Source organism: Armatimonadota bacterium (assembly GCA_028871815.1).
In the GTDB taxonomy this organism is placed as follows: Bacteria; Armatimonadota; Chthonomonadetes; order Chthonomonadales; family Chthonomonadaceae; genus REEB205.
The window spans coordinates 155739-177938 of record JAGWMJ010000007.1 but is presented as its reverse complement, the minus strand read 5'-3'; the positions used below and the strand labels follow the sequence as shown (position 1 = coordinate 177938).

Genomic DNA, 22200 nt, shown 5'->3' with positions numbered 1-22200 from the left:
GGGTGTGAAGCTACTTCGCCGGTATTACGGGATGGTGAATGTCTGAATGATGTCGCCGATGTCGATTCGTGCCGGCAGATCGGTGCCTTTGACCACGCGCCCAAATACGCAGTATTGGCCGTCCAGATTGGCATTGTCGTTGAGATTGATGTAGAACTGGCTGTCTCCTGAATCCGGGTCGCTCGATCGCGCGAGCCCCAACGTATTCGTGAGGTTGGGCAGCTTGGCCTCCAGCGGCACGGTTTTACCGGAGCCATGTTGACCGACGCCGGCCTGTTGGAACATGGCCGCCTGCAGCCCCTTGGAGAGTGGGTCGCCGGCCTGACATACAAAGCCGGGCACGACTCGGTGAAACTTGATCCCGTCGTAGAAGCCAGACTTGATCAGCGATTCGATATGCGCCACCGTTTTCGGCGCGGCCTCAGGATAGAGTTCCAACTCCATCGAACCCTTCCCGGCGATGGTAAGCGTGGCGTGAATGGCGGTCTTTTCGTAATTTGCGAACACAGATGCATCTCCTGCCGTATGGCTTTGCCCAGATTGTACAGCGCTGCTATGGCTCGGGCTCGCAGAACTGGTCGTTCCCTTCTTTTGGCTCCCGTTTAGCGCTTTCTTGTTCGATACAGGCGTGGTGGTTGACGTCGGCTGATCCTGCGGAGGTAGCGCCCCGCCGGGATGCAGCCGCGTTGTGATCCACGCCAAAGCAATAGCTCCTAAAACAATCGCAACTATAGCGGCTAACGTACGCATTATTCCACTCTCCGGTCAATTGTAATGGGCCGGACGTGCACACAGTTCAGTTCACGGCCGGCAGCACCCTTAAACAAACATCAGTCAACAGCACTATTGTACACCGGATAGGCTCATTCCACGCAGTTTGAGCGCGCCGGCGCCGAACTGGGCTTGTGTTATACTGGTGAACATGCTGGCGCGCCGCGTTATACCCTGCCTGGACGTGCGTGCCGGCCAGGTGGTCAAAGGAGTACAGTTTCAGGACCTGAGGAGCGCGGGCGACCCGGTTGACCTGGCGCGCCGCTACGACGCAGCCGGCGCCGACGAGTTGGTGTTTTTAGACATTACTGCCAGCCATGAAGAGCGCAAAACGATGCGTGCATGGGTTGAGGCCGTGGCAGAGCAGGTCTTCATCCCGTTTTCGGTCGGCGGTGGCGTGTCGTCGGTCGGAGACTTCCAGATCCTGCTGCGTGCAGGGGCAGATAAAGTTGCCGTGAATACCGCCGCGCTTGCCCGTCCCGATGTCATCAAGGAAGCCGCCGCTACTTTTGGAAGCCAATGCGTGGTGTTGGCGATCGACGCGAAAAGACGGTCTGGCCCTGGTACGGCCTGGGAAGCATGGAGCCATGGTGGGCGGCGCGCAACCGGTCTGGATGCTGTGGAGTGGGCGCAGCGTGGTGAGGCGCTCGGCGCCGGTGAGGTTCTCCTTACCAGCATGGATCGCGACGGCGGTAAGGATGGCTTTGACCTTGCCCTGACGCGAGCCGTGGCAGATGCCGTATCAATACCCGTAATTGCCTCCGGCGGCGCAGGCTCGCCGGCCGATTGCGTTGACGCGGTATTGCGCGGTCAGGCAGATGCGGTGCTGGTGGCAAGTATTGTGCATGACGGCATTTTCACCGTCCGGCAGATCAAGGCCGCAATGCGCGATGCCGGGATACCGGTGCGAATGCATGCGGAGTCACCCGTAGAACAAGGAGCGGACTGAGTGAGCATACCGGCAACCCTGCAATACGATGCCGACGGTCTGGTGCCTGTGGCCGTGCAGGACTACGAGTCCCGCGACGTGCTGATGTTGGCTTTCATGAACCGCGAGGCGCTGGAGAGCACCATTGCAACCGGCCGCGTGACGTACTGGAGCCGGTCGCGGCGGAAACTCTGGGTAAAAGGCGAAACGAGCGGCTTCAGGCAGTATCTCAAAGCCATCTATGTAAACTGCGAGAACAACAGCCTTCTGATTGAGGCGGAACAGATAGGCGCCGCGTGTCACGAAGGCTACAGAACCTGTTACTACCGGAGACTCACGCCGACAGGCGACGCTCTTGAACAGGTCCAGGAACAAATCGCCGAGCCGTACTAGCGGCTACGCCGCGGTCGCTACCTCTAGCAGCACTCCATCCTCCAGCACTGTCGGAAAGTGTTTGCCGCGCAGAACGTCACCACTGGCCACCTCCACATGGTGCTCCACAAGGTGAGATCGGCCTGCTTCCTTCACGTAGCGCGTATGGCCGGGCATATAGTGGACGGCAATTGCCGGACGCGCCCAGCTTGACCCATTTCGCGGCGCGCCGTGCCACGTCAGGCAGTGGTGGAACACCACGCTGCCGGCCGCCACCGGACACGGGACAATCTCCACCTTCGCGCCTTCCGGCAGCTTCGCCATGTCGCAATCCGGCCACAGACCGTCGTCTTTCAGTCCAACGGTCCCGTTTCTATACGCACCCCATTTGTGGCTGCCGGGGGTCATCCACATACAGCCGTTTTCAATCGTGGCGTCTTCCAGCGCAACCCAGGCGCTGACCAAATCGGCCGGTTCCACGATCGGCCAGTACGGATGGTCCTGGTGCCAGACCGTGGGTCCGCCATTCCCGGCCGGCTTGACCTGGATCTGGTCATGCCACACCCGCACGGTGTCGGTGCCCATCAGATCGGCAACCATACCCACGATCGCCGGGTTCGAGAGGTGCCGGCGGAAGGCCGGTTCTGCCTCCCAGATGTTGACCACCTGAACCACCACGTTGCGTTCGTCTCCTGTCAGGTTGGTTATCCGCTCCGGCGCTGCCACGCTTTCACCGGCCATGACGCGTGTAAGCGCCGCGTTCAACTCGGCGAGTTCTGGACCACCAACCACCTCCTCCGGGAACAACAGAAACCCATCCTGGCGGAACCGTGCGATCTGTTCCGGCGAAAGTCGACTACTCACTTTTGGGCGCCTCGTGCGTGGCGGAATTGACGAACGTTTTCAGGTCACCGATGATCTTCTGCAATTGCGATACCTTCAGATAGATCATATGGCCCGATTCGTATCGGTGAGTCTCTACGTTTGCTCTGAGGCTGGGATCCAGATTCATGTGGCTGAACGTGTAGTCCACGGCATAGAAGGGAGTAGCCATATCGTAATAGCCTTCTCCGATAAACACTTTCATGTACCGGTTCTTGGCCATCGCTTCGCGGAGACGCACCGCGACATCGATGCCACCTCGCGGAAACTGCCAGCCATGCACTCCCTGGCCCATGACGTCGTAGACGGCGTCGGTGCGAAAGCCCAGTTTGTCGCGGACGTAACTGTTGAACGCCGATGTGAATGGCGCCTCAACTGCGGCATCCGAAGGATCGTATTCCGGACGCGGTGCGGCGTTGTCGTTATCCAGTCCGGTAAAACGTGCATCCAGCCGGCCCACGGTTTTGCCCTCACTGCGCAGCAGCTCCTTCTGGAACGCCGGCATGCTGATACGCAGGTTGGAGTCGACGATAAAGGATCGGCGCAGACCAAGATACTTTTGCAGTCCTGCGACGACGGCCGCCTTTTGAGCAGGACTCATGGTGTCGCCCGCCATGAGCGCCGGTTCGTACACCGCTTTGTCCCACTTGATCGCCTCGTCGACTGTGGCCTGTACGCTGGTCTCCAGGCTCGGCGCCAACTTGTGGTGGTACCAGGCCGTGGCGCACTCCGTAGGAAAGTCCAGTGCGAAAGACATATCTCCTGCGCCCTGAAACTTGAGAATGGTGGAAACCAGCACCACGCCATTGAGGTTGATGCCGTTGTCTGCCAGATACAGCGAGAGGCCGGCAGCACGCGTGGTGCCGTAGCTCTCTCCAAGCACAAACAGGGGTGAACTCCACCTGTCGTACCGCGTCAGGTACATGCGGATGAACTCACCGACGCTCTGAATATCGCCGTCCAGGCTCCAGAACTTCGGACCAAGTTCCGGCGTCGCCGGGCGGCTGAAGCCAGTCCCAACCGGGTCCAGAAACACGAGGTCTGCATCGGTGAGCAGCGTGCTGGGGTTATCCGCCAAACCGTATGGCGGTGGTGGAAAGTGCCCGTTCGGCAGCGTGACCACGCGCTTTGGTCCGAGGAAGCCAAGATGCACGAATACCGACGCCGCGCCGGGACCTCCGTTAAATGCAAATACCAGTGGCCGCTTCGTCACATCCTCTCCGTCACGCGTGTACGCAACGAAGAAAACGTACGCCTCGGTTACCCCAACGTCATTCTTGAGCGGAAGCATTCCGGTTGTTGCTGTATAGTGCAGCGGGGCGCCATCCAGCATGATGGTGTGGTGCGTTACAACCGGCGGCGCAGTCTCCGCTTTCGTCTCCGCCTTCGCCGCTACCGTCTGTTTCGGTGGCGGCGCCTGACCAGCAGGCATCGGGCGGCGACCTTGTTGTGCCAGGCTCAGTGCAGCCAGCACGTATGGCAACAGCGGCATAAGTCTCTCTCCTTCACACCAGGCGGGCAATCAATAGCGGTCCGGCAAATCATATGGCGGTCGGCAGCGGCTAACAGCCCCTCGATTCGACATCGGCGATGCAGTAACCTGCCACGCTGTGTAAGAACCGCGCGCAGCGGCAGGAGAACTGCGGTGACTCGCGGAACACGCCGGCGCGACGGCGGCGCTTCTGCCGAGCCGGACGCATCGCATTTGCGGAGTCACACTCATCATGGTTTCCGACAACTGTGTGCGCGCCCTTCTCGTGTTGCGCCAGGCTGCCGATGCCGTAAACAGCGGCTTTCCGGAGACGGAGTGGCAAGTTGTGAGCGGCGCCGTCAATCGCACGGTTCACCTTGACGGGGGAGGAACTTTTCACGGACTGGAAGTTAGCCGTAACGCTACTATAACCTTGAAATGTATGCTCGACCTGCCGGAGGCCGCCTGCGGCGTACAACTGGCTGGCGACGTGCTTGAGGCAACCCTGTTCTGCATCTATCCAACCAGCGTCCGGTTTAACGGCCGTTCAGTCTTTGAGGACGAACTGCCGCCGGTCGCAAGCGGCCCATCCCTGTTTGAAGTGACGCCGACCCTCTCATCGGGCCGAAATGGCGAGCTGCTTTTTGCGATCAGCACTCCAGACCAGCAGATGACCGGTTGGGTGAACCTGCATCTCACTACGCCTGGGCTGCGCCGTATGTACGAACTGCTGGATGTTACGTGGTCGCACATGAAGTTGGCTGCGGCTCTGGCCGCAACGGACGCGGAGCGGGCCCTGGTTGACGAGGCGGCTCGCGCCGTACCGGCTGACCTGGCAGGTGTCACTCCGCCTGTGGCAGCCGAGATGGCCGACACTGTTTCGAGAATACTGGCGCCGTTCGCATCAAGAGTCTCCTCGTTGCCCGTGCATCTAATCGGACACAGCCATATCGACATGAACTGGTTGTGGCAATGGCCGGATACCGAGCAGGTGATCCTCAGGGACTTCCGGAGTGTATTGGCGCTGATGCGCGAGTTTGATGAGCTTACGTTTTCGCACAGCCAGCCGCCAACCTATGAAGTACTGAAGCGGCACGAGCCAGATCTCTTCGAGGAGGTGAGGAGGCTGGTACGGGAGGGCCGTTGGGAGCTTTTGACGACCGCCTGGATTGAAAACGACAGCAACATGTCGGGCTCCGAGGCTCATGCGCGTCAGATTCTTGAAGGGGTTACCTGGACGCGTGAACACTTCGGCATATCGCCGACGGTCTATCACGCTCCAGATACTTTTGGGCATGTCGGAAACATGCCGCAACTGGTGGCCTCCGGCGGTGCGTCACGGTACTACCACCACCGGGCGAATCCGGGTGGCGCCAACGCCTGGCCTGCGTACTGGTGGCAGGGCCAAAACGGCGACAGAGTCCTGGCTTTTTCCACACCGTCGTACAATGGTGAGATCACGGCGCATGACATCACGATGGCAGCCATCCGCGCGCACGCCTGGGGCCTGCCCGCAGGGATTCACTTTCATGGTATCGGAGACCATGGCGGCGGACCTGCGCGGCAGAGTCTGGAGGCTCGGAGGCGTTTTGCTGCCGATCCGCTACTGCCGCCCACGCTCGGCGGCACGCTGGCCGGCTGGACGCAAGCGGTTGTAGAGAGCAGCGCAGTCCTGCCGGAAGCGGTGGGCGAGTCGGCCACGATCTTCGAAGGCTGCTATACCACCCACGCCGATACCAAGCAATACAATCGCCACGGCGAAAACCAGCTGATCGCAGCCGACACCCTGGCGGCTCTGGCCGGTATGCCGGACGGGCTCACTGCAGCGTGGCGGAAGGTGTTGTTCAACCAGTTTCACGACATCCTGGACGGTTCGGCGATCCACGAGGCGTACGAGCAAAACCGCATCGATGTCCGCGACGCGTGCGACGCTGCGGCCCGCTCCATCCAGCAGTCGCTGGCGGCTTTGCAGGCCGGCGTTCCGGCAGACGCGATTGCCGTTACAAACCCACTGGGAGAGGAGCGGTGCGCGGTTGTCGAGTCTCCCGGAATGCGAGGCTCGGGCGCCGTGTGGATGTTGGGACCGGAAGGTCGGAGAGCCCTGGGGCAATACAGTGAGAGCGGGCTTCTTTTCGCGCCTCAGATGAAGCCATTCGAAACGGCGGGCTGGATCGTGGATGGTGAGGCAAATGGAGTCGAGGGAGTTACCGTGCGACCAGCGTACGCGCCGGTCGACGATCGGCCGGCGGAGTTTGACAGCGAAGGGCAAACGAGCGCTCCCTACATTAAGGTGGAGACTGCGGCCTACACGGCGCACGTCCGCAGAGACAGTGGTGTGATTGTCTCACTCTTCGACAAGCGCGTGCGTCGCGAACTGGTAGGTTTTGGGATGAAACGTGGCAGCGACTACCTGGACACGGCACGGCCCGATCTCGGATTGAACGTTTTTCAGATCGTCGACGAGCACCCGCACGGCATGTCGGCATGGCATCTCGATGAGGTGTACCGTGAGGAGAGTCTGATTCGTGGCGCCGAAACTAGCGTCACTGCCGCCGGGCCGGCATTCGTCGAGCTTCAGGTGCGCCACAAAGTGCGGAAGTCGAGCATCGTACAGCGGATGCGCTTCTACTCCGAGCTGCCACAGGTGGACTTCGTGACGAATGTGGATTGGCAGGAGTTGGGTACGCCGGAAGCGGGAGTGCCTTCACTGAAGGCTGCATTTACGGCCAGCCTGGCAGCGTGTGAGGCGTGGTTCGAAACTCCGTTTGGCGCGGCGTGTCGGCCCGCCAGTGGCCAGGAATCGCCGGCGCTTCGCTGGGCCGCCGTGGGAGAGCCGAGCTACGGGTTTGCTTTGCTCAACACCGGAAAGTATGGATACGACGCGCTCGGATCGCGGCTGCGGATCACACTCTTACGCAGCGGCTACGATCCCGACGCAATCTCCGATGTTGGCCAACACTCCATCATCTACAGTCTGCTCTTTTATCCGGAAGACTGGTGCCTGGCTCGGGTACCGACCGCTGCGGCATCGCTCAACATTCCACTAGTTGTCCGTGACCCCACCGAAAGGCGGTCTGCAGACGGCGGTGCGGCGGCTGCGACGCCGCAAGATGGCGCTTTTGCGCCCAAGCTGCTGGAGGCGCAGAGCGTGCGCATCGAGTGCCTCAAGCCGGCGCGGCACGGCGACGGCATGGTGGTGCGAATGTACGAGAGTAGTGGGCGAAGCGAGGGCGTACGGCTGTGCGGGCTGCCCGCCGGCGCTAATGCGTGGACCGCCAACATCGTGGAGGATCGAGTTGAACCGGTCCAAATCCTCGACGGCCGGATCCATCTGGACTTCGCGCCGTGGCAAGTTCGCACCGTAATCATCGAGCACGGAGCCGGTAACGCGCGATGACACGGCTGACAGTGGGTGACCACGCATTCTTTCGCGATAATGGCTACATCGTAGTACCCGGCGTGGTTGCCGAGGCCGATTGCCGGGCCGTTATTGCAGCAATCTTTGCGTTTCTCGGCATGGATCCGGACGAACCGGAAGATTGGTACCGGCCACCACTCACGCCGGGCGGAATGGTGGAGATGTACCACCACCAGAGCGAGTGGAACAACCGGCAGAATCCACGGCTTTATGAAGTGTTTGCCGAGTTGATTGGTGAGCCGCACTTATGGGTGACGATCGATCGGGTGAACATGAAGCCGCCGACTTCCCGGGCGCATCCCGAGTATGACCACAAAGGGTTTATTCACTGGGACGTGGACACCTCCGACCTTTCGATCCCGTTCTGGGTTCAGGGCGTGTTGTGCCTCGCCGATACCGATGCCTCCATGGGTGGTTTTCAGTGCATACCGGGGTTTCATCGCAACCTCGAGGCCTGGATTGCCACGCAGCCAAAGGCGAGAAACCCGCGCGTGCCGGATCTTGCCGGCCTGCACGTTGAGCCGATTCCGGCACGTGCCGGCGACCTGATCATTTGGGACCGGCTTTTAGCCCACGGAAACGGGCAGAACCGCGGGAGCGCTGCCCGGTTCGCCCAGTATATCGCAATGCGCCCGGCAGACGAGGCAAACGCCGGAGCACGGGAGGCCCGCATTGCCTGCTGGAGAGAGCGAAATCCACCGGTGGCGCCGTACTTTCCCGGCGATTCGCGACGGATCGAACAGAGCACCGGGGAACCAGCAAAGCTTACCGCGCTTGGGCGCAAACTGCTTGGGTTGGATGCGTGGGGGCCGGCGGGGCGTGCGCCGCAGCTTACACAGCCGGGCCACAACTAGGGCGCGAAGTCGGGAAACTCCATCCGCAACAGCTTCTCGACCAGTTCACCGCCGATTTGCGCCCGCTTCATGGTCTCGCGCGCCTCGGTGGCAACCTCTTCGTGTTCGGCCACAATCGCCTGGGCCACCTGGGCGTCCTTCGCGTATTCATGGTAGAGCGCGATTAACTCATTGCGCAACGCTTCGCGGTCCGGCGTCAGCATATCTGGCAATAGACGCCCAACGAGTTGCTGCCACTCCGCGTCACTCACGCTCTGACCCGCCGCGTCGGACGAGATAAGCGCTTCCGTACTTTCCACAATGGATTTGCGAGTGATTTGCGAACGCTTCCGCATGGTGTATTTCCTCAGTTTTCATTCTACCAAAAGCTGAATCGGTTGTCAAGACCAGATGTCAACTGTTAATAGGATTTTGATGATTCGATGAACCTCTTAACGGCGTTATAACTAGTTCAGTCTCCATCCATCGAACAGTTTTACACCGACATAAGTCGATCTAAGCCGTGTCGGCGGTCCGGCATGTATACGCCCTTCCTTGCCGCGAACCACACGAATCAGAAAGTCGTGGTTAAACTTCTACTCTTGCCAAAGATATAGAATCTTGGTACAGTGGTGAACGGGTTGTCGGCCCGGACTGGTGGCACAAAGGCAGCGAGAATCGAGGCATTCCGCTCTCTTTGCGCTTATACGATCCGCGTATTTGCCGGCAGGCCGTTTTGAAGCAGCCGATTGGTATGACCCCCGGTATCGACCGGTCCGGGCGTACATTCCGACAATGACTGCTGCCGGTGTTGCCGAGTATCACTGTCCGTTTCGTCACGTCGACTTCGAGGTGCGCGCATCTTGCAGCCGCGACTGTGCCGATACGGAGTACGCCCGCATGATGGGATGATTAGACAGATGGCCAATACCCCCGATCCGACTCCGCTGCGCATCGTTGAGACGCAAATGCGCACCTGCGTTCAGTGCGGCCACTCCGAAGCGGTATGTGACCGCCGTGGGCAAGGCAATGGCGCTCGCGCGGTATCGGTGTGCCCGCTTTGTGGGCACACCGAGGAGGAGGCGCCATCGGGGCCCCGTAGCTGGCCGGGATTCGGAGTTTTTGTGACTGTGGATACCGACGGTCGTTGCCGCGCGCGGGCGTTCGCACAACCCATACCGGATGCCGACGTTTGCCGATTGACCGGCTTTTTTCGGGATTGTGGAGAGGCGGTCAGATTCGTTTCACGCTGGGATCAAGCGGCGGGCCACCTGGATATTCTCATCGATGCGATGTCCGTTTCGGCCGCGCCACAGCAGCTGGCAGGCTGATTCGCCAAATCTCATGTACCGGCATTTGCTCGAGCCGTATTGGAACCCAATCGCTCTCGCGGCGGCGCGTCCTGGTTCCATGCGGCTTGCCTCGAGTTATGACCGACGAGGCGGCAACCGCGATTGGAGTAACTACGTTCGCCATAGCGGGTCGGAGGCGGTCCTCATGGAGGCTGATGGCCCCGGGGCTATCTGCCGCATCTGGACCGCCGATCCACGGTCTGGCGCAATCCGCATCCGTCTGGATGGATCACCGGAGCCGGTTCTTGACTTACCATTCGCAGAACTCTTTCGGCTGCTGCCGTTGAGTTTCGGTGTAGGCGGCGAAGGTGAACTCAACTCGCAGCGCTCGCGCTCCGAACGGCTTGCGATGGGGCACACAAGTTACTGCCCCATCCCATTCCGCAGCCACTGTCTCGTAACTATCGACCCTGCCGATGACTATCTCTACTACCATCTGGACTACCTGCAACTGCCAGACCAAACACCGGTTTCCAGCTTTGACGCAGCCGGCCTTAACAAGCCGGAGATAGCCCGGACTGCAGCAGTCTGGCAAGCTGCGCCGCCATTGGCGCCTGCGATGCGCGACGTAACCGTGGCGCCCGGCGAGTCGGTTGAGGTGACCCGCTATGACGGCCCCGGAGTAATAACCGGTCTTTGGATCGAGCTGCCGTCGGATCTAAGTCCGACGCACATGCGCCACCTTTGGGAAAACATGTGGATTGCCGGACACTTTGATGACGACGAACCACGCGATCCTTCCATCCGGGCGCCACTCGGTCCGTTCTTCATGAACTTTGGCCAGCAGAAGTTGCCGACCTCAACGTTCATCGGTACTACGGGAGTGGCCGCTGGGTGGTGTCGCTTCGCCATGCCGCACTCACATCGCGCCACTCTGACCCTTCAGAACCGAAGCATCCTGCCGGTAACCTGCAGGATCGCGGAGACCTGGGAACCCCTGGAGGCTGTTACGGCGCGAAGCCTCTTCCGATTCCGTGCCACATGGCACCACGAAACTCCTCACGGCCCCGACCATCGCGACTACGGCGGCGTGGCTTGTCGCCTGCTCAATCTGGATGGTCGCGACAACGTGGAGCTCCTGAATGCGCGCGCGGCCGGACACTTTGTCGGCACCGCATTCGAGGTGGATATGAGCGATGCGCCCACGGACCGCGCTGCCTGCGAGGGCGATGAGATGTTCTACATCGACGATGACCCCGAAAGGACGCTTTACGGTACGGGCCTCGAGGATTACCTCAACGACGCGTGGGGTATCCGAGGCTATTCCGGTCCGGTTTCGGGCGATGACGCCGAAGGACCGTGGAACGAGGGGATCAGGATCTACGGTTACCGCTTCCATGCATCTGATCCGATTCCATTTCACCGACACGGACGGTTTACGCTGGAGCACGGCACCGGCAACAACTGCAGCGGCGTCTACCGCAGCGTAGCGTACTGGTATATGGATCCAGGGTCTGCGCATATCCGTTCCGAGGAGCGGCGGTGGGAAGAACAGCGAAACGCTTAGCGCGGTGGTGCCGGCCAGAGGGGGCAAAATGGAAGCAATAAACGCCGATGCGCGCGACGCCTCGGTCGCTGGGGAACTGGAAGCGCTAGACGCACAAATAGCGGCTCTTAGGAAGCGCCAGACCGAATTGCGCCGACTGCACTCGGCGATGACCATGAGTAACTACACGTTCCGCGACAAGTCTGATGGCCCGGTAACGCTCCTCCAGCTCTTTGGTGATCGGTCCGACTTGCTTGTTGTTCACAACATGGGCCAGCGCTGTAACTACTGTTCGCTCTGGGCGGACGGTCTGAATGGCGTATTGCCCCACATCCTGAGGAGGACGGCGTTCGCCGTCTCTTCGCCAGACTCACCCGAGGAGATGAGCGCCATATCGGCTCGTCGCGGCTGGCAGTTTCCCATGGTGTCCATTGCCGGAACCACCTTCGCCGCGGACTGTGGGTTCCTCGACGATGAGGGAATGGTCTGGCCCGGCGTTTCGTCGTTTCATCGCGAGCCCCATCACGGCGTACACCGTATCTCCAGCGCAACGTTTGGTCCGGGAGACGAGTTCTGCGCAATCTGGCATCTCTTTGACCTGCTGCAAGAGGGTGCTGCGGGCTGGGAGCCGCACTAGCCGCTCCGTAAAGACGCACGTGGCCGATCCGCTTTCCGTCGCGAAACGGCGCAGTTCTGCGGCGCCGACTAGAGAATCGGCGCGGCAGGTTCCGATGGAGTTGCAAACGGCATGGCTCCAGCAATCTGGGTGGGCCAGATGTACACCGCTCCGTCTGCAGCAACTGCCACGAGCGTTTGACCGTTTCCGCCGCAAAACGCCGCTCCGGCAGCTCCCTTGCGGGCGGGAAGTGGAACGACTCCGGTTGTGCGTCCCGCCTGGTCAAAGAGATCCAAACCAGCGGGCGTGGTTGCCACCAGTTCGCCATCCGTCAGCGTGGTGAGAGCCGATACTGTGTCCTCCGGATGATCGTGCCTTACGAACAGATCGAAGTACGGCTGGCCGAAATGAAGCTGTCCCTCCTGCCCTATCTGGTACGACCAGATGTATCGGCCCGGAGACCGGGACGCGGCCAGAAGCAGCGTCTGGTCGGGACTTAGCGCGAGCGCGCCCGCTTCGTTTGCGCCCTTAACCGCGGCTGTGGCGTGACCATGTTCCGGAATGAGCCAGATGGTCGCGTGCCCGGGGTCTGATGCATAGATGTCGCCGGCATGGTTTGCCACGAGTCCTCCAGCGGTAAATCCCCTGGCTACCGTGCGGCGGTTACCGTTTCCGTCGATCTCAACGATGGACCGGTTCAATGCACCAACCACGACTCCATCGGCCTTGCATGCGAGAGCGGTATAGTTACCCGCTCGCACCAGCCAGCCGGCTGGCTTACCTTGCGGGTTGAACCGTTCGATACCGCCGCTCCGAACCGCCAGGTAGAGGCTGCCATCCGGTGCGGAGGCCACGGCCCCGGCTGCGAACCCGGCCGAGCTTACCCTCGACCAGGCCCGGCGGGGCATCAGTGCATCGGTATCATGTTGCGGCGACGTGGCTGCGGCCCGAACTGCGTCCGGGTAGCCGCGCCATAGCCACCGCAGTGCGTCGGGCATTATCGCACCACCCTGAATGCCATCGTGGCCGCCGCTGCCCACCACAAACTTCACCGCGTAGCCGGAATAGCGTAATGCGTCGGCGATGCTCTGGGCGTTCAAGTACCAACTGCCTGGGTAGATGTCCAGATCGTGAGTAGCGTCTTGCATGAAGACTCGAATTGGCCTCGGAGCGCTCTTGCGGATCAGACTCGGGTAGCGATCGGCGCCTCGCAGGTCGGTGAAGCTCCCGACGAACGATAGGACGCGCCGGAAGCAGTCGGGCCGCTCCCAGGCAGCGGTAAACGCGCAGCTGCCGCCGGAACTGATGCCGCCAATCGCTCGGTCGCTCGGGTCTGAGCTGATATGGTACTTGCCGATAAGCGCCGGCAGCAGCTCCTCGTTCAGAAACCGGACGTACCGACCACTCATGGAGTCGTATTCCAGGCTGCGATTGTATCGCGCCAGGGCGTGTGAGTTCGCTGCCGGAACCACGCCTGGGTTCACCATCACCACGATCGTCACAGGCATCTGGTGGTGGTAGATCAGGTTATCGCACACCACTGGAACCCGAAAGCTGCTGTTTGTATCGGCAAACCAGCCGCCATCCTGAAAAACCATCAGGCACGCCGGCGTTTTGCCGTCATATTCTGCGGGAACGTAGACCCAGCAGTCGCGAACTGTGCCCGGAAACACCGTTTTGCTGGTGAACGTGCTGTGCGTCACGGTGCCGTGAGGCACGCCGACCTGGACCATCGAGTCCGGGCCGAGCGGATAGGTTTGAGCATGCACTCGCGGACAAAGCGTCAGCAGAATCAGTGCGAGAGCAGTCGGTGCGGCGAGCCTCATGGTTCCTCCAGACATACCTGCCGGGCTGTTCGAGAATGCCTACCTGGCGTCGCACGCACGGGATGCCGGCCGGCGCCAGGTTGGCTATAGCGCATCACACTAGCCCGCTAGCGGGTGAATTGCATGATCGCCAGCGAATTGCACTCGGTATCGGTGCAGTAGTAACAGCTGCCAACGTGGGGAATATCCATGCGAGCGGTCACGAGGCTGCCGCCTGCTGCCGTTATTGCCCCGGCCGTCGCTTCCACATCGGGAGTCTCGATGACCGCAAGGAACATGTTCGGGCAGTTCTCGATTTCGGGCATAAGGCCGCCGTTGATGCCGGGTGCATCCTGGTCGCCACCCTTCGCGAGATAGTACGTTTGCTCGCCGCCGTGCTTGTCGAAGGTCCAGTCGAGAACCGCGGTGTAGAACTTCATGGCGGCTTCCACGTCGGTGGCGCAGAACTCGAAGTGAACAGGGCGTCGGCCCTCGGCAGGCGCGCCCGGCATCGCCTGGCCTTCAGCCCCGGGGAGAAACTGAAGCATGCCGAACGGAAGCCCCTCACGGTCCGCGACAAGTACCATGTCGCCCACGCCGGGAATCGTATGCTTGTCCAGCAACTGGCTGGCTCCCGCCGAAAGTGCGCGCTCCAGATAGGCATCCACGTCCGGTACGGCAGCTGTGAACGTTACATTACTCTTGTCGCTCTCATTTCGGAGCGACATGCCGCCGTCGATCCCGTACTTCCCAGCGCCTGTCTGAATGAGCCAGTACTCCATAGGACCATCCCAGCGATGAAACTTCCAGTTGAATACCGACTCGTAGAAGCCTCGCGCCCGCGCGGCATCCTTCGCCTTCAGATCAAAATGACCAAACTTTGCCATCGTCTTCTCCTTGTTGAACGGTCACGGTCCATTGGTTTGCCGGCTCGATGCGATAACCGATGAACACAACGTACTAGTGGACAAGTATCCACTAATTCGTTCAGGCTGTCAAGGCATTTGCCTGTTACAGCGTTCCGGGAGAATCTGCTCGTTTCTTCGCCGGAAACCTTCGCCGCTGTGCGGTCTCGACCCGTTGCCACGTTTGACACGGTGGAAGCCCACGCTGTATACTTCCAAGCTAACCCCTCGCGCACGCCTTGTGGCAAGGTATTCTGGGCATTCTGCCACGTTTGCGGCCATATTGTAATGATACTCACTCCCGTAGGGAGGTACTGCTCATGGACCTGATGGACCTGGCCGATGCGGCCGCACTGGTCCATGTGAGCGCCCAGACCTTGCGCAACTACATCCGCGAGGGTCAGCTTACGAGCTATCCAAGCGGCCGGCGTCTCCGCGTCGATCGGGCGGAGCTCGAAAGCGTGTTCGCCCGCGTTGGTACGCCAGAGCCGGCCGTACGCGGGGCGCCTCGCATTTTTTCGGTTTGCAACCATAAGGGCGGAGTGGGCAAAACGACCACGGCATCCACTCTGGCATGGCTCCTGGCTGAGCGTGGTCCCACGCTGATGATCGATGCCGATCCGCAAGCTCACCTCACGCAGGTTTATGGCATCGACAGCGACAAACTGGAGAAGACGCTCTACGAAATCCTGGTCAAGGGCATGCCGATTCAGGAAGTGATGCAGCCCGTAGCGAATATGGGTACCGCATCCGGTCCCGAGACCTCCGCGCTGCCGTTGCCACCGTCGCTCTACATCGTAGGCAGTAACCTGGAGCTGGCAGATACCACACTTCAGGTGACGGGTCGCCCCTGGTGGGTCAACCTCCTGCGCAATGCGTTGAAGCCGATTCTGCCGGAATTCGACTATGTCGTCATCGATTGTCCGCCGAGCCTGGATGCGATAACCTGCAATGCCATAGCAGCTTCAACCGACGTCATTGTTCCGGTAGATATGGGCGCATTCAGCCTGCGTGGCACCGTCAAGCTCCTGGATATTGTACGGCACGTGGCTGAACAGTTGCCCGAGCAGCCGACACATCGCTTCCTGGCTTGCCGCGTGGAATCGAATCAGTTTAGCGACGACGTGCTGGATCAACTCTGGAGGCACTACGGGTCGCGCGTCTACCATACCGTTATACGAAAGGCGGTGGACGTGAGCCGAGCGCAGATGTACCGGCAGCCACTGCCGGCCCTGTTCCCCAATAACCCGGCGACACAGGATTACGAGGCGTTGGTGAAGGAGATACTGGATGCGTAAAAAGCCGCTGGGTCCGCCGCCCGATTGGATTAATCCGGAACCTGGTGACGGCGAAGGCTCCGGCGACCCGCTGAGAAGCATCTTTTCTGAGGCGCGGACGGTACGTTCCGCCGATGATCCGCAGTCTGATGACGGTCCGCTGAAGGTGGTGCTCCACCTCGCTGCCGAACGCGCAGAGGCAGTCCGCGACGCCATGCTGCTCGCCGAAACGCGCAAACGACTGCTGTTGTCATCGCGAGATACCGGCTGTTTTAGCGCCATTCACGTGGCACCGGCGTTTACTGCCGACGTTCCCGATACGCTGGCTACGTCGTTGGTCATTCTTAGCCCGCACCATCCTCACGAAACGCCGGATGCAGCTTCCGATCCGGCACTGCACATCAGCGACAGCTTTCTCAACTTTCGCGGCAGCGGTCCGCGCCGGTACCGCAACACCCTCGTTTTTCTTGCGCCCGATTCACGCAAGGTGAAGTCGCTGTACGAGTCGATACGCGCGCTTCTGGCGTGGCGATCCATCGCGCATGAGGGCGCTGCCCTGAGCCTGGATGCGATTCAGCTTGCCCACGCTCGCGCACAGGCCGACGATGCTGATGCCGTTGTGAATCGACAGATCGGCGAGGCGTGGAAATGGCTCCTGGTTCCAACACAGGCCGATCCTGCGGCTCCGATTCAATGGCGCGAGCTGGCGCTGGAAGCCGGAGATGGAATCGCCAGCCGATGTTCCGCGCGTTTGTGTGCCGAGGATCTTCTGCTCTTGGAGCTGCCGCCGACCGTGCTGCGCGACGAATATGACCGGTTGACGGGTTGGTTGGGCTCGCCGGTTCCCATTGCGCAGTTGCCCGGCTGCTTCGCAACGTATCTCTACCTGCCACGCCTCCAGTCCAGCCGGACGTTGAACGACGCAATCCCCCACGGTTTGGCGGGCCGAACCGAAGCGCTTCCGAATCTCGCCGATATCGACGCGCGTGGGCCGGTACAGTTCCACGCGGTTTGGGATGGCACCGCGGCAGCGTTCATACGCGATTTTGGCCGCATTCGCTCGGAGGTACTGCAGCATCTTGGCGCGGCGCCTGGTGCAGCCGTAAGGGTGCGTCTCCACGTGAATGCGCGATTTCGCGAGGGCGCCTCGCCGGGCCTGGTGAAGAGTGTGGGCGAGCGTTGCCGTTCGCTAGGGTTCGTCATGGCAGAGTTTGAGAAGGAGAATCCCGCCACCTAGCCCAGCTGTGGGCGTGGCGGCACGATCTGCACGGTCCCCTTTTCGCACAACGAAAGGAACGCGCATGCCGGAACCGTTACGCGTTCTCATTGCCGATGACTTCGATCTGCTGCGCCAGATGTTGGCGGCGCACATCAACGCCGAGCCCGACATGGTTGTGTGCGGCGAGGCGATGGATGGCAGCGAAGCCATCTCATTGGCAGAGAGTTTAGCGCCGGACGTCGTCCTCATGGACCTCTCTATGCCTCTGGTGAATGGAACTGAGGCGTGCGCGGCTATTCTGCGGGCACGGCCAGAAACCGCGATCATCCTTCTGACTTCACATACGCACCTGCTCTCCGTGGCGCGGGCCGCCGGCGCCGTAGATGCGCTACCCAAAAACTGCAGCCCGAGTGATGTTACCGAAGCAGTGAGGCGTGCCGCAGCCGAGATAGTGGCGTTGCGCCTTGAGGCAAACCTGGCGGAACCGGATCGCACTATGGTAAGGTTGGGCCGAAGGATGGGGCTCTCGGCTCTCGAGCTTGCGGTAGCTCGCAAACTGGTCGGCAGCGAATTAGGCACCGACGCGATCGCGGAGGTGCTCACCGCAGAGATGGAAGCGCCTGTTTCTACCGGAGCGGTTCGGCATGCCACCGAGCGCGTTATGACCAAACTCAACGTTGAACCGCGGACTCGGTATACACTTGTCAAACAGATTATGGATGCCGCAGCTGCCGACTGATCCGACGGGTTGGGCTCAGTCGCAAACCGGGTAGACTTTCGGGACTGCAAAAACCCACGGTTTCAATGGTTTGTATACTGTAGCAACAGATGCATTTTTCCGAGTCGTACACGCCTTCTCTCAAACGGGTATTGGCGGCTGCCATCCTTATAATGCTGGCCACAATTACCTCAACGGCATTTGCCCAGCGCTGGTCAAAGCGAACTCTGGCCGCTGTAAGGTTGCCTGCCGGCGTTGCCCCGCCAGTCATCGACGGCTCTCTGCGCGATGCCGCGTGGAAGGTTGCAGCCCACGCGACTGTGTTCATAGAGACCTCCGCGCATCAACCGGCACCCGATCAGACAGAAGCCTGGTTGATCTATAACGCCACCGATATCTTCATCGCGTTCCGGTGCCGCGACTCCAAACCATCTGCTATTGTAGCCAATGAATCAATTCGTAACGTTGATCTTTCCAACGACGACAACGTTGCGTTTCGCATCGATACCTTCGACACAATGCAGTGGGCGGATGGATCGACTTTTACGGTAAACGCCATAGGCACGCAATCGGCATCGATCGCCGGCGGCCGCGCCGACAAGCTGGAGTGGCAGGGAGACTGGCAGGCAGCCACGAAGCGCGACGCCGGTGGATGGACCGCTGAGATGCGTATTCCCTGGCGCATTCTTCCCTACCCGGCGCGAGCCGCGGCGATGGTAATGGGGATCAACTTTCAGCGGCATGAGCAGCACGCTCACGTCGATTCCTGGTGGTCCGACCTCGGACCCGAAGGTTCGCAATCGCGCGAGGGAAAGTGGCTTGGCGTGGTGCCACCGCTTCGCACCTGGAAGCCGCGGCTTTCGCTGCTGCCGTACCTACTGCCATCTGTTGGCATGAATGCCGGTGGTCGCGCGGAGCTGCAGGCGGGGTTGGATGCCAGGCTGCAACCAACTCCTGAGATAACCACTGTAGCTACAATTAACCCCGACTTCCAGAGCATTGAAGGCGCTGTGGCCAGCATTGCCTTCTCGCGAAGTGGCCACTTCGTTCCGGATGAACGGCCGTTCTTTCAGGAAGGTAGCGACTTTCGCAATGTAGGAAGCAACTATGCCATCGGGCCGTTCTTCGATTCGCAGCTGATTGGCCGCATCGATGCCGGGGTGAATGCCTACGGCCAACTGAGCCCGCATACATCGTTCAGCATGCTTGGAGATGCCGCGTTTGGCAGCGAAAGCGATCTGGTGGCGTCGTTTCGCCAGAACTTCAATGCCGCCACCACCACGTCGGTGTTACTGATGCAGCACTCTGCCGCCGGCGCCGATAACACCGTGATCGCACTTACGCCATCCTGGCAGCACCGAAAGTGGGGCGCTGATGCCAACCTTGCGCAGTCGCTGGGTCCACAGGCCGGCGGCCGCGGCTACTATGCCGATGTCAACTTCAACGACACGAATCTTTTCGGCGTTATGAGTGTGGCGCGTGTTGATGGCGCATTTCTCGACCGGTTGGGATTCATTCCCTTTACCGACTATCAGGGTGCCGGTGGCTTTACCGACTATTCACCCAAATGGAAGCACGGCTTCTTCCGACGAGCTGACGTCAACGGTGGATACACCTGGAACTGGCATCTGGATGGCGTTCCATTTCAACGCGGCGTTTCGGCGGATGCCAGCCTGGTAACGCGGCGAAACTACTCCATTGAGACCTTCGGCAGCTACGCGATGTTCGACGCCCAAACCGACGCCACCTGGGGAATGGCGGTAGGTGGGGGCGCCGGCGACAACTACCGCAATTGGGGCATCAACTTTCAAACGGGCGTTGAGGCGGATCTACCCTACACCTCGGTCGGACCGTCGGTGCAAGTCCGGCTGTTTCGCCACCTCGATCTTGGCCTGATGTCGTTTGTGCAGAACTATCAGGGCGTTACACAACAGCATATCTTCACGTTTAACTACGCCATGAGTCCGCAGCGTAGTTGGGGCGGCCGGGCCGTGTGGCAAAATGGCCGGTTCAATGCATTTCTGCAGTACCACAATGCCGGCGGCCTGGGCACCAACACCTATGTGATTCTGGGTGATCCCAACGCTACGGCATTTGTTCCACGCCTGATGCTCAAACTGGTGTTCGCAATTCGCTGACCGTTCGGCCTCGTCCGGCGTCCTTTACGTCACAGGTAGAATTAAGCCACCCCACGCGTAGAACTCAGCGATGTGTGGAGTGGAGATGCCGAATTGCCATTACAAGCGGACCCGGATTCGTACAACACCGGCCATCGCGACGCTCCCGAGCCCGGTGACTTCACCCTTACGCTCCGCGTAGTGCTGATTTCAGGTATCGCCGTTTTGCTTGGCCTCGTTGCCGCTCCCGTGGCGTGGGCGTTGATGCAATTGATCCGGCTTTTCACCAACCTGTTCTTCTTCCATCAGGTCAGCTTTCTGAATCGCTCTCCGGCACTGAACCACCTGGGACCCGCAGCCATTCTGGCGCCTGTTGTTGGCGGCGCCATCGTGGGCGTGATGGCCCGGTACGGCTCGGAAAAGATACGGGGTCACGGCATTCCAGAAGCGATAGAATCGATTATGGTCGGAGGGAGCCGCGTTGAGCCTCGGGTGGCGGTGCTCAAGCCGATCTCATCGGCCATATCGATCGGCTCTGGCGGACCCTTTGGCGCCGAGGGCCCCATCATCATGACCGGCGGAGCCATTGGCTCGCTGGTGGCGCAGTTCTTTGACCTGACCGGCGCCGAGCGCAAAACGCTGTTGGTCGCCGGCGCCGCCGCGGGCATGGCAGCAACGTTCGGCACGCCGGCTGCAGCGGTCCTGCTGGCCGTGGAAGTGATGCTGTTCGAATGGAAGCCGCGCAGCCTGGTCCCTGTGGTGTTGGCCAGCGTGGTGGCTGCTGCCGCCCGGGTACCGCTGCTGGGCAGCCGGTTCGACTTCGGCCTGGTAATGCACGGCGTGAGGGTCGCGCCGCCGGATCACCTGCTGCGCGCCATTACCCCCATTGTGTTTGTTGGATGCGCCGTTGCAGGCCTGCTCGGCGGACTTATTGCGGTAGTGGCAACACGAATGGTATATGCGTCCGAAGATGTGTTCGTGGTATTCGGAAAGAGGTTCAACGTCCACTGGGCCGTGTGGCCGATCATTGGCGGAGCCGCCGTTGGCTTGGGCGGGTTGCTCTTCCCGCGGGCGTTGGGTGTGGGCTACGACACCATCGGCTTGCTGCTCACACAGTCGCAAGTTGCTTACAGCCTGATCGCTGGTGTGCTTATCGTCAAAACCGTTATCTGGTCCTTTTCCTTGGGTAGCGGCACCTCCGGCGGCGTGCTGGCGCCGCTTTTGATGATTGGCGGGGCGCTTGGGGCGCTGGAGGCACACTTTTTGCCGCCAGCCGGCGCCGGATTCTGGGCCATGGTATCCATGTCGTGCGTCCTCGGCGCGGCCATGCGGGCGCCATTGGCAGCGGTTCTGTTCTCGTGCGAAATCACGCACAACTTTTCGATGCTGGGTCCCCTCCTGGTTGCTACTGCCTGCGCCTACGCCGTGAGTGCGCTCGTTTTGCGCCGATCCATCCTCACCGAAAAGGTTGCGCGCCGTGGATACCACCTGAGTTGCGAATATGCTATCGATCCGCTCGAAGTGCTCTATACCCGTGAAGTGATGCGCGCCAACGCAGCCGTCCTGGAGCAGAATCTGCCCCTCGCAGATTTTCCCCGTCACCCGGCCCATAACGCAGACCGGAGTCAAAAGCTGTTCCCGGTCGTGGACAACGAGCGAAAGATCGTTGGCGTAATCTCTCGTGCGCATCTGTTGGAAGAGAGCGTCGCCACCGCCGGTGCCCGTACGGTGGGGGACGTTGCAAGCAACGAATACACGGTGGCATATTCGCACGAGACGCTCAAGCGCGTTGCGCAGCGCATGGCGGAGCAGGGCCGCACGCGTATGCCGGTGCTCGATAATCACGCCTCAAGACGTGTAGCCGGCATGGTCTGTCTGGAGGACCTTTTGAAGGCGCGCGTCCGCGTCATGGAGTCCGAGCAGCGCCGTGACACCTACCTGTTCCCAGGAAAGCTGTTTCGCCGGAAACGGGCAGGGATCAAGCAGAATCCATAGCCGCGTCAGCGCGGGGGGTGGCGACGGCCTCTCAG

At 60.7% G+C, this 22200-nt stretch carries 18 protein-coding genes; 12 read left to right on the top strand and 6 right to left on the bottom strand.

Annotated features, from left to right (window positions below):
• Positions 1-24 precede the first annotated feature (24 nt).
• Positions 25-750 (bottom strand): peptidylprolyl isomerase, encoded by a 726-nt coding sequence (locus tag KGJ62_10080; GenBank protein MDE2126926.1) that lies wholly within the window; start codon positions 748-750, stop codon positions 25-27.
• 172 nt (positions 751-922) lie between these two features.
• Here KGJ62_10080 and hisF point away from each other — a divergent pair, with 172 nt between their 5' ends.
• Together hisF and hisI are read left to right on the top strand one after the other, a co-directional pair.
• On the top strand, positions 923-1720 hold the full coding sequence (gene hisF, locus KGJ62_10075) for an imidazole glycerol phosphate synthase subunit HisF (protein MDE2126925.1): 798 nt from the start codon (positions 923-925) through the stop codon (positions 1718-1720).
• The gene (gene hisI / locus KGJ62_10070) at positions 1721-2092 is read left to right on the top strand and encodes a phosphoribosyl-AMP cyclohydrolase (GenBank protein ID MDE2126924.1); all 372 of its coding nucleotides are present in this window, start codon (positions 1721-1723) and stop codon (positions 2090-2092) included. It begins immediately after the preceding gene.
• Between the two features lie 3 nt (positions 2093-2095).
• On the opposite strand, the gene KGJ62_10065 is transcribed toward hisI, so the two are convergent.
• Complete coding sequence (locus KGJ62_10065; GenBank protein MDE2126923.1) at positions 2096-2935, bottom strand: phytanoyl-CoA dioxygenase family protein; 840 nt, start codon at positions 2933-2935, stop codon at positions 2096-2098.
• Positions 2928-4445 carry a peptidase S10 gene (locus KGJ62_10060; GenBank protein ID MDE2126922.1) on the bottom strand — a complete coding sequence of 506 codons (1518 nt, stop codon included), beginning with the start codon at positions 4443-4445 and terminating at the stop codon, positions 2928-2930. Before KGJ62_10060 ends, KGJ62_10065 begins: the two co-directional genes overlap by 8 nt.
• A 232-nt stretch (positions 4446-4677) precedes the next feature.
• Between KGJ62_10060 and KGJ62_10055 the strand changes: the two genes are divergently transcribed.
• Both KGJ62_10055 and KGJ62_10050 read left to right on the top strand, forming a co-directional pair.
• Positions 4678-7821, top strand: a complete 3144-nt coding sequence (locus KGJ62_10055; protein MDE2126921.1) for a hypothetical protein — start codon at positions 4678-4680, stop codon at positions 7819-7821.
• Positions 7818-8696, top strand: a complete 879-nt coding sequence (locus KGJ62_10050) for a phytanoyl-CoA dioxygenase family protein (GenBank protein ID MDE2126920.1) — start codon at positions 7818-7820, stop codon at positions 8694-8696. Before KGJ62_10055 ends, KGJ62_10050 begins: the two co-directional genes overlap by 4 nt.
• On the opposite strand, the gene KGJ62_10045 is transcribed toward KGJ62_10050, so the two are convergent.
• Positions 8693-9031, bottom strand: coding sequence for a hypothetical protein (locus KGJ62_10045; GenBank protein ID MDE2126919.1), 339 nt, complete (start codon positions 9029-9031; stop codon positions 8693-8695). The genes KGJ62_10050 and KGJ62_10045 overlap by 4 nt on opposite strands.
• Positions 9032-9595: 564 nt before the next feature.
• Between KGJ62_10045 and KGJ62_10040 the strand changes: the two genes are divergently transcribed.
• From KGJ62_10040 to KGJ62_10030, 3 genes are all read left to right on the top strand, one after another.
• A complete protein-coding gene (locus KGJ62_10040) occupies positions 9596-10006 on the top strand; it encodes a hypothetical protein (GenBank protein MDE2126918.1) in 411 nt (136 codons plus the stop codon).
• A gap of 166 nt (positions 10007-10172) precedes the next feature.
• Positions 10173-11534 carry a DUF2961 domain-containing protein gene (locus KGJ62_10035; protein MDE2126917.1) on the top strand — a complete coding sequence of 454 codons (1362 nt, stop codon included), beginning with the start codon at positions 10173-10175 and terminating at the stop codon, positions 11532-11534.
• 28 nt (positions 11535-11562) lie between these two features.
• The gene (locus KGJ62_10030; GenBank protein ID MDE2126916.1) at positions 11563-12150 is read left to right on the top strand and encodes a DUF899 family protein; all 588 of its coding nucleotides are present in this window, start codon (positions 11563-11565) and stop codon (positions 12148-12150) included.
• Between the two features lie 68 nt (positions 12151-12218).
• Here the strand turns inward: KGJ62_10030 and KGJ62_10025 are convergent, their stop codons facing one another.
• Both KGJ62_10025 and KGJ62_10020 read right to left on the bottom strand, forming a co-directional pair.
• The gene (locus KGJ62_10025; GenBank protein ID MDE2126915.1) at positions 12219-13955 is read right to left on the bottom strand and encodes a gluconolactonase; all 1737 of its coding nucleotides are present in this window, start codon (positions 13953-13955) and stop codon (positions 12219-12221) included.
• Positions 13956-14062: 107 nt separating this feature from the next.
• Complete coding sequence (locus KGJ62_10020) at positions 14063-14821, bottom strand: hypothetical protein (GenBank protein ID MDE2126914.1); 759 nt, start codon at positions 14819-14821, stop codon at positions 14063-14065.
• A 338-nt stretch (positions 14822-15159) separates the two neighbouring features.
• Here KGJ62_10020 and KGJ62_10015 point away from each other — a divergent pair, with 338 nt between their 5' ends.
• The 5 genes from KGJ62_10015 to KGJ62_09995 all read left to right on the top strand — a co-directional run bounded on the left by KGJ62_10015 (position 15160) and on the right by KGJ62_09995 (position 22165).
• Positions 15160-16137: an AAA family ATPase gene (locus tag KGJ62_10015; protein MDE2126913.1), complete on the top strand. Its 978-nt coding sequence runs from the start codon at positions 15160-15162 to the stop codon at positions 16135-16137.
• Positions 16130-17353, top strand: a complete 1224-nt coding sequence (locus tag KGJ62_10010) for a hypothetical protein (GenBank protein MDE2126912.1) — start codon at positions 16130-16132, stop codon at positions 17351-17353. Before KGJ62_10015 ends, KGJ62_10010 begins: the two co-directional genes overlap by 8 nt.
• A gap of 64 nt (positions 17354-17417) precedes the next feature.
• Positions 17418-18074 (top strand): response regulator transcription factor, encoded by a 657-nt coding sequence (locus tag KGJ62_10005; protein MDE2126911.1) that lies wholly within the window; start codon positions 17418-17420, stop codon positions 18072-18074.
• Positions 18075-18163: 89 nt separating this feature from the next.
• On the top strand, positions 18164-20191 hold the full coding sequence (locus tag KGJ62_10000; protein ID MDE2126910.1) for a carbohydrate binding family 9 domain-containing protein: 2028 nt from the start codon (positions 18164-18166) through the stop codon (positions 20189-20191).
• 243 nt (positions 20192-20434) lie between these two features.
• The gene (locus tag KGJ62_09995) at positions 20435-22165 is read left to right on the top strand and encodes a chloride channel protein (GenBank protein ID MDE2126909.1); all 1731 of its coding nucleotides are present in this window, start codon (positions 20435-20437) and stop codon (positions 22163-22165) included.
• The last annotated feature ends 35 nt before the right edge of the window (positions 22166-22200 follow it).

Excerpts from the sequence above, each read along its gene's own strand:
- KGJ62_10080 (MDE2126926.1), bottom strand. The coding sequence starts at position 750 with ATGCGTACGTTAGCCGCTATAGTTGCGATTGTTTTAGGAGCTATTGCT.
- hisF (MDE2126925.1), top strand. The coding sequence starts at position 923 with ATGCTGGCGCGCCGCGTTATACCCTGCCTGGACGTGCGTGCCGGCCAG.
- KGJ62_10060 (MDE2126922.1), bottom strand. The coding sequence starts at position 4,445 with ATGCCGCTGTTGCCATACGTGCTGGCTGCACTGAGCCTGGCACAACAA.
- KGJ62_10055 (MDE2126921.1), top strand. The coding sequence starts at position 4,678 with ATGGTTTCCGACAACTGTGTGCGCGCCCTTCTCGTGTTGCGCCAGGCT.
- KGJ62_10050 (MDE2126920.1), top strand. The coding sequence starts at position 7,818 with ATGACACGGCTGACAGTGGGTGACCACGCATTCTTTCGCGATAATGGC.
- KGJ62_10045 (MDE2126919.1), bottom strand. The coding sequence starts at position 9,031 with ATGCGGAAGCGTTCGCAAATCACTCGCAAATCCATTGTGGAAAGTACG.
- KGJ62_10040 (MDE2126918.1), top strand. The coding sequence starts at position 9,596 with ATGGCCAATACCCCCGATCCGACTCCGCTGCGCATCGTTGAGACGCAA.
- KGJ62_10035 (MDE2126917.1), top strand. The coding sequence starts at position 10,173 with ATGGAGGCTGATGGCCCCGGGGCTATCTGCCGCATCTGGACCGCCGAT.
- KGJ62_10030 (MDE2126916.1), top strand. The coding sequence starts at position 11,563 with ATGGAAGCAATAAACGCCGATGCGCGCGACGCCTCGGTCGCTGGGGAA.
- KGJ62_10025 (MDE2126915.1), bottom strand. The coding sequence starts at position 13,955 with ATGAGGCTCGCCGCACCGACTGCTCTCGCACTGATTCTGCTGACGCTT.
- KGJ62_10020 (MDE2126914.1), bottom strand. The coding sequence starts at position 14,821 with ATGGCAAAGTTTGGTCATTTTGATCTGAAGGCGAAGGATGCCGCGCGG.
- KGJ62_10015 (MDE2126913.1), top strand. The coding sequence starts at position 15,160 with ATGGACCTGATGGACCTGGCCGATGCGGCCGCACTGGTCCATGTGAGC.
- KGJ62_10010 (MDE2126912.1), top strand. The coding sequence starts at position 16,130 with ATGCGTAAAAAGCCGCTGGGTCCGCCGCCCGATTGGATTAATCCGGAA.
- KGJ62_10005 (MDE2126911.1), top strand. The coding sequence starts at position 17,418 with ATGCCGGAACCGTTACGCGTTCTCATTGCCGATGACTTCGATCTGCTG.
- KGJ62_10000 (MDE2126910.1), top strand. The coding sequence starts at position 18,164 with ATGCATTTTTCCGAGTCGTACACGCCTTCTCTCAAACGGGTATTGGCG.
- KGJ62_09995 (MDE2126909.1), top strand. The coding sequence starts at position 20,435 with ATGCAATTGATCCGGCTTTTCACCAACCTGTTCTTCTTCCATCAGGTC.